Origin of the sequence: Crocosphaera watsonii WH 8501 (genome assembly GCF_000167195.1) — a bacterium.
Lineage (GTDB): Bacteria > Cyanobacteriota > Cyanobacteriia > Cyanobacteriales > Microcystaceae > Crocosphaera > Crocosphaera watsonii.
On the sequence record NZ_AADV02000148.1, the window covers coordinates 1 to 10,826 of the forward strand.

Sequence of the window (10,826 nt, forward strand, 5' to 3'; positions counted from 1 at the left end):
TGAATTAGTCTTCTATATTCCTAAATTTTTCTTAAGGTATTTTAACTGTTTCCCGATAGCTTTTCTTCTTTCTTGATAAGATACTTTTCGTTTTTTAGCTACTTTTAAGTATTCCTTTCTAGCAATTTTTCTAGAAGTTCTCGGCTTTTTTCTCCTTTTTCTTGGAGACAATCCTTTTTTTTTACTTCTTTATCACTCTTGTCTATTTCTCTTTTTACTATTTTTTTATTGATTTTGTTTATCAATTCTCCATCAATTCTTTTCCTAAAATGAACTAGCATTGAAGATTCCAGTGGTGGCTCTTGTTGATAACAATTTAAACCTATAAAGTATTGTAGATAGGGATTTTCTCTAATCTGTTCTATAGTTTCTCTATCACTTGTTCCTAATTTTTCCTTAATAATTAATGTCCCTAATGCCATTCTAAATAGTTTGGCTGGCGCACCTTTTTCTGCTGAAAAAAGTTTAGCATATTCTTCCTCAAAATCATCCCAAGGTATCAACTCTGCCATGATTACCCAACGATTATTGGGGGACAATTTGCCCTCGAAAGGTAATTCAAATTTTTCTGGGGGCGGTAAAGGTTGCTCCTCTTTTCGATACATTTCTTCTTGACCAACAACTGGGAGGTGTTTCTACCAATTATAGCGGTTTGTAGCCGACAAAGCTGATCTTTTTTGCGATCGCGAATATGGGTGTAACCTTTTAAAGAATAGGGTTTTGCTTTTATTCAGCAAACCCTAATTAATAATTAATAATTAATAAAAAAATCCTGACCGAAATAATATCAATCAGGAAAGTAATAATAAATGTCAACGGAAAAGCTTAAGCAAGGGCAGCCTGACGTTCTTTGGCCTCTTTGATAACATCTTCTGCCACATTACTAGGACAAGGGGCATAATGAGAGAATTCCATGGAGAACTGACCACGGCCTGATGTCATAGTCCGTAAGTCACCGATGTAACCAAACATCTCGCTCAAAGGAACATCCGCCTTAATACGTGCGCCCATGGGGGTAGAATTTTGGGACTTAATCATACCACGACGACGGTTAATATCCCCGATCACATCACCCATATAATCTTCAGGGGTGAACACATCCACATTCATGATCGGTTCTAATATCTGGGGACTTGCTTTGGGAATAGATTGACGATATCCTGCCTTAGCTGCGATTTCAAAAGCGATCGCAGAAGAGTCAACAGGGTGGAAGGCTCCATCCGTTAAAGTAACTTTAAGGTCAACACAGGGATAACCAGCTAAAACGCCCCTGTCAATACTGGTTTGAAAACCTTTTTGAACCGCAGGCCAAAATTCCCGAGGAACGTTACCACCAGTTACCTTAGACTCGAACTGGAAGCCACTACCAGGTTCTCCTGGTTCGATAATATAATCAATCTTACCAAATTGACCAGAACCACCAGACTGTTTCTTGTGGGTGTAGCTGTCGTTGATGGTTTGGGTAATAGACTCACGATAAGCAACTTGAGGTTTACCCACTTCAACTTCTACCCCATGAGTCCGTTTGAGAATATCCACCTTAATATCTAGGTGTAATTCTCCCATCCCTTTAATAATGGTTTCACCGCTTTCTTGGTCTGTTTCCATGTAGAAAGAGGGATCTTCTTGCACCATTTTACTGATGGCCATGGACATTTTTTCGTTGTCCCCTTTCTTCTTAGGTGTCACAGACACAGAAATAACTGGATCGGGGAACACCATCGGTTCTAGGGTAGCAGGGGCGGTGGGATCACAAAGAGTATGTCCTGTTTGTACGGTTTTCATGCCCACAATGGCCACAATATCTCCTGCTTGGGCCGTTTCGATTTCTTCACGGGAGTCGGCGTGCATTTCCACCAAACGGGAGATCCGTTCTTTTTTACCGGTGGCATTATTAAGCACTGTATCCCCTTTGGAGATGGTTCCGGAATAGATACGGGTGAAAGTCAAAGCCCCAAAGCGATCGTCCATGATCTTGAAGGCCAGGGCCCGTAAGGGTTTTTCGGGGTCAACATAAGCAAAGGCCCCTTCGATTTGATTGCCTTCTTCGTCCATTTCTGGTTGAGGGGGAACCTCTTTGGGGTTGGGAAGGTAGTCAATCACTGCATCAAGCACTAATTGTACCCCTTTATTTTTGAAAGAAGAACCACAGTAGGTGGGGAAAAAGGCTAATTCACGGGTTCCTTTGCGGATACAAGCTTTAATCTCATCGATGGTTAATTCTTCTCCTTCGAGATATTTTTCCATCACTGTGTCGTCTTGTTCGATAGCCAGTTCTATCATGGCTTCCCGATATTCTGCCACTTGTTCCTTCATGTCTTCGGGAACTTCTTGGATTTCGTAGTTCATGGGTTCACCGGAATCATCCCAAACCCAGGCTTTTTCTGTGAGAAGGTCAACCACACCCTTAAAGTCATTTTCGATCCCGATAGGGAGTACCATGACTAAGGGTTCAGCGGCCAAGATTTCTTTCACTTGCTTGACAACGCTGAAAAAGTCTGCACCGGTTCTGTCTAACTTGTTGACGTAGATGATGCGAGCTACCTTAGAATCGTTAGCATAACGCCAGTTGGTTTCAGATTGAGGTTCTACCCCTCCTGAACCGCAAAAGACCCCAATTCCACCGTCAAGAACTTTTAGGGAACGATATACCTCGATGGTGAAGTCAACGTGACCAGGGGTATCAATAATGTTGAGTTGATGGTCTTTCCAGAAGCAACTGGTAGCAGCCGACTGAATGGTAATACCTCTTTCTTGTTCTTGTTCCATAAAGTCGGTGGTGGCTGCACCTTCATGTACTTCACCGATTTTATGGATTTTCCCTGTTAATTTGAGAATACGTTCGGTTGTGGTAGTTTTTCCCGCATCTACGTGAGCAAAGATGCCGATGTTTCTATAGGAGGTAAGGTCTTTTTTCATATTTACTTTTAGCGTTAGGTGTGATAAACGGTTAGCATCGAGTGACAGAGTGAACCCGCAGAGGAGTCGGCGTTGCCTTTGATAGATTTTGAGGTTTTGGCTATCTCACGCAATTCTAGACAAGTCTATTTTCGCCTTCTTCATTATCAATTGTAATCTTAGTGTAAAGTTTTTTTGCATCAATTACCACCAGTTGAGGAGGCAATATTATTTAGGTTTTCAAAATTACCTCTTGATACTGGGTGATGGGGTGACTGGGTGACTGGGTGACTGGGTGACTGGGGGACTGGGTGACTGGGTGATGGGGTGACTGGGTGACTGGGTGACTGGGGGACTGGGTGACTGGGTGATGGGGTGACTGGGTGACTGGGTGACTGGGTGACTGGGGGGACTGGGTGACTGGGTGACTGGGTGACTGGGTGATGGGGGAGCATAATATTAACATTGTTTCTAGTCTCCCCACACTCCTCACACTTCCCACACTTCCCACACTCCCCACTTCCCACCCTTCCCACTTCCCACTCCCCACTTCCCACCTCCCACTCCCCACAATTCTAATTAGATGAAGTAGCTTGGGCTTCATCGGCGAAGGGAACATCAACAAAGCCTAATTCATACAATTGTTGATAGGATTTTTTGCCTAAATCTGTGGTTGGGTTTTGAGAACGGATGATCTGAACTAGCAAAGGCACGGCTAACTCTGGTTGATCTTGCGCTCGATGCACTAAGGCTAACTGATAAGTGGCTGCGTCTCTCATTTGCCCTGTTTTTAGTGCGCTGTCTCTTTGCGAGTCATAAACTTCGGTATCGATACCAGAGAAGCTATTTGCTAGTTGTAGATAAAAGTTAGATAATTGGTTGAAGACTTTACGGGCCTGTTGCAGCTTAGTTACTGCTAGGTCATAATTTTCTTGGTTAATAGCTTCACCAGCTTCATTCATTAATTTTTCTCCTCCCTGCAAACTCAAAAGACTATCTGCTTGAGTCAGAGGACGAAGGTTGCTGGGATCTGAGGGATCATCTTCAGGTACTTCTGTCCCTTCTGAGGGGGTTTCCTGGGCTAAAATTTGAGCAGATACAGATTCGGATACACTGAAACCTATAAGACAAGAGACAGCAATCATACTAGGTAAACTAAGGCTGAAAAGATTGGATTTTAACATGGTATGACTAAATAAAACGAAAAGATAAAAGTATGGTTTGAGGAATCTGAGAGATATCTTAACATTTGTGGGAAGAATCGGTGCTTTGGTTTGCACTGCAAAAATTATTTGTCAACCAAGAAGTGAATTAGAGTAGGGTGGGTTAGACGGCGAAAATTTAATGATTAAGCAGAAAATAAGAATCCGTCGTAACCCACCATGTTCCCGAAAACAGAGAATATTACCTTATGAACTGCTCACGAATTTTCAGCGAGAATTAAACTTAAAACATTAATTTCATGGGAGTTTAATAAATATTTATCAGTAAATAGTTTACTTCTAAGTTCGTTCAAACTGTAGCTGCGGAAAATAATAAAAGGAAACTGTTCGTATTTAGACCCGATGGGTAAAAGACTGGAAACGGGATACAGAGAACGAAGATACAATTTTAAAATATCTTTGAAGCTATGTTGTTCGGTTTGATCATCATCACACTCAAAATACTCTTCAAGGAGTTCAGGAATAATAAAAGCATATAATGGAATAGCATAATATTGATCATCGTACTGACTATTTTGTTCGTAGTTTTGAACACTATGATCTTTCTCAAAAATAATATCCACAAATTTAATTATATCTCCGACTGTTCTGGTGATGTTTTCTGGTAATTTTGGATGGTTTTTAATATAGTATAAATTATCGATTATTTTTTCATATTTTAAGGTTTCTAAATTCTGATCAGTTCTGATTTTATATCTTTCCTCAATTCCTTTATCTTTAATAGGAACCACTAATAAACCACCATTGATATGACATTGTTCAATGGGATAATAGTTTAATAATTCTTCAAAACTATTATCCATTAATTTTAAGAATTGATTACATAATTCTGTACGTAAGTCAAGAGGTGATATACCTGCTTTTTCTGGATCTTTAAACATTTTTTTAGGGTAAACTCACACTCTTGTAAAAGCTTTTGTAGACAAATAGAAACTTCTATGAGTCTTTCAGCATCGTAAGATTTTCTCGCTTCTCTTTTAAGTTGTCCAACTAAGTTATTGAGTTTACTTGTAAATGTTTCACCAGCAGCAGAAACGGATTTTCCACTCACAGGAATCATTAAAAAATAATCTTTTTCAATTATACCAGAACCTTGAATCCTTGTCATAATTGAAGTTTTCAAAATTAGCAGGAGATTGATAAATGATAAAATGCTTTCTTGGATCGCTAATTTACGTTTTTCTTCATCCTTTTCTTTGTCATATATTGCTTGTTCACTGAGATAAAATATTAACTGTTTATCTTGTTTATCAATTTCATCATTACCTCTACCTCGATAAATAACTTGGATCACTTCCATTAAATTTCTTTCTACTTCAAATCGAGGAATTTCTACTAAAATATGTTTAACATTAGGAAAAGATAAACCCCGACTTGCAGAAGATGTCATAAAGATAATTTTGATTATTTTTTATCCAGGTATTTTTTAACCTCTTTTTTATCTTGATCTCGTAAATTTGCATGAATCTCTAAATAGTCTTTTTTTCTTCAAATTTCCGAAATCTTTTAATTTGTGTAATTAATTCTGCTAGTTTTTCTTTGTCTTGAATATAAACAATAATCTCTTCAGAAGGATTATTTTTTAGGATATATTTAATATCTTTAATGATTTACTTTTGGACGGCTTCTTTTAATGGTTTATTTTTTTGTAAATATAATTCTTCGTGAAATTCGATGGATTTAATAAATAATTCATAAGTTATTTTTAAAATTTTTGCAGGATAAGCGTTACTATTAATAATCGTTACAGGTTTCTTTTTAAAGGTAAAATTTTCAATTGATAAAGGTAAATTTTTAGAAAAGTTTTGTCTAAAAAAGATTTTATTGGGTTCAGAAACAGTAGAAGAAAAATGTTGATTAATTACATCAGGGTTAACAATAGAAGCATCAGCAACAATGATTTTATAATTAAATCCATATTCTTCTGTAAACTGTCTAAAAAATTTACTAATTTCATGGAGTAGGTTGACCCCATTTTCATCCCCTGTAATCTCATCAACCATCACAAAAATATGTTTAATACGACTAGAAATATTTCTCATATTGTCTTCTAAAAATTTACCTTTTCTAGAATTATAAGCACTATTAAATATTTTTGGAAAATGTTTATTAAATGTATTACCTCTCGGCGTTATAGGTTTAAATTGTTATCAACAAGAGCCACCACTGGAATCTTCAATGCTAGTTCATTTTAGGAAAAGAATTGATGGAGAATTGATAAACAAAATCAATAAAAAATAGTAAAAAGAGAAATAGACAAGAGTGATAAAGAAGTAAAAAAAAAGGATTGTCTCCAAGAAAAAGGAGAAAAAATAAAAATCCTTCATCTAAAATTTTTGCTTGTTTTAGAAACTCTGTGATTGCAGTGGTTTTACCAATTCCCGGATTTCCTGTTAAAAATAAATAATGTTTATCAGATTCTAATTCTCTTTGAATCAGTTCTTTATGTGCATTTCTTAAGTCTAGTTTAGGATCTAATTTTAAGTTATTAGAGATTTCTGTTGGAATAGTATCAATGGGACTCAAAAAATTATCAACTATTTCTGTATGAGTTAATGAATGTATTGGTTTATTATTATTTTTTGTTTCCATTAGTTCATTAAAGAACTCTTTTCCATTAGTAAAACTTTTCGCTGCTTGACGTTTAATTTTTGTCAAACTTTTTTCACGCGCTGTTGGTAATTCTTCTTCTCTTGCATTGGTATAAATATGGTAACAAGTTTTCAGTATATTAATATGTTCTTCTGTATTGGTTAAAGTTAGGGAACTTATTCCGCGATCGCTATATCCAAAAATATTTATATTTACAGATTCTTGATCTTCCAGTAAATTTTGTGATTGAAGAAAACAATAAAAACTATAAGCATAACTTCCTGCTTGTATCATTTTCATGCTTTCTTTATCCTTAGTAATAAATGCTTTATAATAACTCGCTAAACTCTCAGATAAATTAATTTTAGGGGTTTTACTATCCAGTCCCAAACTAGCAAAAACACTCTTTTTTCTTAAATAGGCAATTTCTTTAAGTAAGATTCTTTTTAAAACTTCAACACTATGAAGATTATCTAAATCTTGAATTTCTCGAATAGCAAAAATAGAATAATCAATGGATATAATATATTTTTTATCTTTATACTTAACCAACATCAAAGTATCAGCTTTTAGAAATTCTCCTTTTCCCTTATATTGATTAAGATATTGCTCAATATTATCAATATCTCCTAACTGTTTAAGACTAGATGTATATGCTTCTATATCTGTTTTTGTTGTATAAGTTCCTAAACTATTATGGCCATGAAAATAGCATTGATAATAAAGAATATTTAGCTTTTTATAATACTTTTTTTCAATTCCGACTGCTTCAAAATATTCTTGTAAAAAATTGAGTCCTGACAAAAAAGCTTTTTGCAGAAAAAACAAGACCCAATCTTTAATAATTTTACGATTTGAGTCACTAACAACTCTTTCATCTATTGCTAGTTTATCAATAATTCTACTAAACTTTAATTGTTTTAAATCTTGAGAATATAAGTCATCATAGTTCTGCTTAATATTGTTTTGTTTGATGTAGGTAAGCAGTCCAATATTAAACCCAACTTCAAACAAAAATCCTAACTTTTCTCCGAGTTCAATTTTTTTGCCAATATTTGACATTATTCTTGTTCCTCCTTTTCTAGTTTATCGTATAAATATCTTCTTACTTCTGTTAGAAAAGCAAGAGAATTAAAATCAATATTCTTATTACTATGTTTTGACATAGATAATGCACCAACAGAGTTATCTCCTATTAAATTTTGATAAGGATCTAATTTAAGATTGATCATACTTGATGCTGCTTCATAGCGAGAAAAATGAAATAAGGTTAAATAATTCAATATATCTTTTTTTAACTCAGTATCATTAATTAATCCAGCATAAATAGTTTTTTCGTGTTCAATGTCATTATAAATATTTAATAAGGTTGTATAGGATATAACACCATTATATGACCTATCATTTTTATTTCCAACAGTAATCCCGTTAAATAGATTAAAGAATACTAATGATCTTTGACTTGCATCTGCTTTATCATTGACTAATCCTCTGAGTTCTGATGTATCTTGAATATAAAGAGAAGCTGCTTTAATGTTTTGCAGTTTAACTACATAATATTTATCGAAGAAAATAGGATAAATATGGATGTCACCTTTCCCTATCTTTAACGTCTTAATAATATCAGGAGACATAAAAAATAGTTCTCTATCTTCTCCCGTAATATTTAAATAGTTGGAGTAGGGAGATTTAGCAATATATAAAAAATGACGATATCCTTTATTATAAAGCTCAGTAACTTTGTTGGTAAGAACATCTGGATTTTTATAAATCTCTTCAGTATCATAATTCTTAGAAAAAGTACCTTGATTATATAATCGAATGGCATTAGAAGTATTTTTTTGATGATCTAAACAGATAACTTCCCCTATCATATTCTTTATTTGATAAGTATTAGTAGATTTGCGATCGCATTCTCGACTAGACACAACAATAATAGCAAGTTTATCTAACTTAGGAGTATAATTATCAAACTTAAATATTTTAGGAATGGTAGAATATAAGGAACTTAATGAATTACGCTTTTTGAAAAAATCAAGTTGTTTAAGACAAATTCCTTGAGAACTAAAACGATGATATTCATTTAAGAGATGGGATAATACATAAGAAAAAGAACGCATAAATACTTCTTCTGGTGAAGCATCATCTTTATCTGTTAAATGAAGACGTAATAATGGAATAAATAACCTTGTATCCGCTTTTTTTGCTTCATCCAGTAATACTTTTAAACTGAGATAGGTTAACAAGGAGAAAGTTAACTGATACCAAAACATCTTAGGATTATCTTCTGCATTGAAAATTTCTTCTTTGAGACGTTCATAATTATAATTACAAACTAAACACGCTTGATTTATTAATCCTTGTTTATAAATCTCACGACATTGCTTTTCTTGAGGAGTTAAAAGCATAGGTATTGTCTTAATTCCTTCTAAATCATACTTCATACTAAACTTTTGTTCTTCATTACTCCGAAAGTATTGAATATCATTAAATTTTATCTCAACTGATAGACTACATAATTCTTCTTTATCGATACCACTGCTATCATCAACTGAAATATACTTTAAACCTTCTTTTTTTGCTAACTTATCGTTAAAAATTTGATTACTATCAATAATTTTATCTTCATCTTTTTCTAAAATACCTTGACTAATACTAACTTTTAAAGTACATGGTTTAGTGTCAAATAATTTTGTTTTTTTAATACAATCAATTAGTAATTTTTTCAACTTATTTAACTTTAATTTCACATTAATTGTTTCAAAACCTTTCTTGATATTTATAAATAGATTTTTCTTGGCTTGATCATCGTCTCCTTTCAAAATAGGTAAAATTTGCGTATCAAAGTTCTCTACTGGATTATAAGTTAATTCTGAAGATGGATCATATTTTTTTTCTTTATCTAATGGGTTACTACGAGAAGCAAATACAAAGTAATATAAAAATAAAACCCTTAAAATTTTTATTATAAATTTGTCTTTTTCAATTTTATTATTGAATCTTTTTTTATTTTCTTCACTATCCAAATCCAAGCTAAGAAAATTAGTCTGGTATTCAAAAGAAGTTTCTCCTTCAGAAGTTTGGACTTGTCCATTTAATTTTAGCGTAACTGCTCACCGCAACAAAAAAGTCTTATTGAAAAGCACTACAAACAACATCAGTTGAGTCAACAAAAATATAAGCCCTGTGATTTAGCGTAAAATTTAAGCTAATTTATTACGGCTATTTTAATGACTAACATTCCCAGAATCAAGTCTTTTAAAAACCTCAAATAAAAACAACAATATGAGAAAAAAAAATAGTAAGATAGTTTTTTGTTAGCGGAGATTATCCGCTAACCCTGTGTATTTTTGTGCAGAGAGATAGGGGGATCAAGAAAAATCTATCCCCCATCGGCTCCGGAGCCTTTTACATCTCTAATCCTGGGGGACTCCGACCAGCTAATGAAAATAATTCGCATAATTGGACAATGGCATTTTGCCCCTGTAATCTCATGGTCTCTAAAAAACTGAACATTTGGGTGACTAACTCTGCACCCCAGTCGCTTCTTGCTCCCCCACTTACTTTGCGGTGAATGACAATGGGACGTAAAGCTCTCTCAGCATCATTATTATCTGGTTTGACTTCAGGATAAGTTAGAAAGGTGAACCACTCTTCCCAATGACGTTTGAGACGGTTAATCAATCTTTGTGCATCATAAGGCCATCCTTTTTTGGGAGTTGCTTTAAAAATCTTTTGCAGTGAGTTCTCGACTTCTGTTCTTTTGGAGCCTAAGTCTTCAAGGGTTAAATTTCGAGCATGAAATAATGAACGAATAATGGATACGGGCGGTTGCTAAAACTTGCTGTACATNCGGCNATGCAAAATTCCTCCNGATTCGCTTGAAAACGACTGGTTTTAAGGGACTCTAAACTCTCGNTTCCTNNAAATGTGCCAGACACTTCTGTTTGGCCATCGCACTTTGTCTAAAGTAGGCACTAATACNGCAGTTCAACTGGTTTGAGGATGCCCTTAAAATCTGCTCCTAACAATTTCTCGAACTTCTGGCGGGAGGCTTTCCTAAGTTGGGAGCCAACATCAACACACAGACCTCATTTGATGTGGGCTAACCCC

General features: G+C 34.6%; 7 protein-coding genes and 3 pseudogenes. 1 reads left to right on the top strand and 9 read right to left on the bottom strand.

Annotated features, from left to right (window positions below; genetic code table 11):
• Window positions 1-18: 18 nt before the first annotated feature.
• The 7 genes and pseudogenes from CWATDRAFT_RS26060 to CWATDRAFT_RS26090 all read right to left on the bottom strand — a co-directional run.
• A pseudogene (locus CWATDRAFT_RS26060) lies at window positions 19-605 on the bottom strand (transposase); the annotation flags it as partial.
• Window positions 606-825: 220 nt separating this feature from the next.
• Window positions 826-2,919 (bottom strand): elongation factor G, encoded by a 2,094-nt coding sequence (gene fusA / locus CWATDRAFT_RS26065; RefSeq protein ID WP_007307820.1) that lies wholly within the window; start codon window positions 2,917-2,919, stop codon window positions 826-828.
• A gap of 211 nt (window positions 2,920-3,130) precedes the next feature.
• Window positions 3,131-3,448 carry a hypothetical protein gene (locus CWATDRAFT_RS36325; RefSeq protein WP_198139037.1) on the bottom strand — a complete coding sequence of 106 codons (318 nt, stop codon included), beginning with the start codon at window positions 3,446-3,448 and terminating at the stop codon, window positions 3,131-3,133.
• Between the two features lie 25 nt (window positions 3,449-3,473).
• Window positions 3,474-4,043, bottom strand: coding sequence for a hypothetical protein (locus CWATDRAFT_RS26075; RefSeq protein WP_007312844.1), 570 nt, complete (start codon window positions 4,041-4,043; stop codon window positions 3,474-3,476).
• A gap of 275 nt (window positions 4,044-4,318) precedes the next feature.
• Complete coding sequence (locus tag CWATDRAFT_RS26080; protein ID WP_007307817.1) at window positions 4,319-5,002, bottom strand: hypothetical protein; 684 nt, start codon at window positions 5,000-5,002, stop codon at window positions 4,319-4,321.
• On the bottom strand, window positions 4,930-5,511 hold the full coding sequence (locus tag CWATDRAFT_RS26085; protein ID WP_007307816.1) for a hypothetical protein: 582 nt from the start codon (window positions 5,509-5,511) through the stop codon (window positions 4,930-4,932). The genes CWATDRAFT_RS26080 and CWATDRAFT_RS26085 overlap by 73 nt, the downstream gene beginning before the upstream one ends.
• 220 nt (window positions 5,512-5,731) lie before the next feature.
• Window positions 5,732-6,163 carry a hypothetical protein gene (locus CWATDRAFT_RS26090; RefSeq protein WP_007307815.1) on the bottom strand — a complete coding sequence of 144 codons (432 nt, stop codon included), beginning with the start codon at window positions 6,161-6,163 and terminating at the stop codon, window positions 5,732-5,734.
• A gap of 91 nt (window positions 6,164-6,254) precedes the next feature.
• On the opposite strand from CWATDRAFT_RS26090, the pseudogene CWATDRAFT_RS34695 reads away from it, so the two are divergent.
• Window positions 6,255-6,439 (top strand): annotated as a pseudogene (locus tag CWATDRAFT_RS34695) (IS5/IS1182 family transposase); the annotation flags it as partial.
• Between the two features lie 1,335 nt (window positions 6,440-7,774).
• On the opposite strand, the gene CWATDRAFT_RS26100 reads toward CWATDRAFT_RS34695, so the two are convergent.
• Window positions 7,775-9,739, bottom strand: coding sequence for a hypothetical protein (locus CWATDRAFT_RS26100; protein WP_232287207.1), 1,965 nt, complete (start codon window positions 9,737-9,739; stop codon window positions 7,775-7,777).
• A 382-nt stretch (window positions 9,740-10,121) separates the two neighbouring features.
• A pseudogene (locus CWATDRAFT_RS34700) lies at window positions 10,122-10,815 on the bottom strand (IS66 family transposase); the annotation flags it as partial.
• Between the last annotated feature and the right edge of the window lie 11 nt (window positions 10,816-10,826).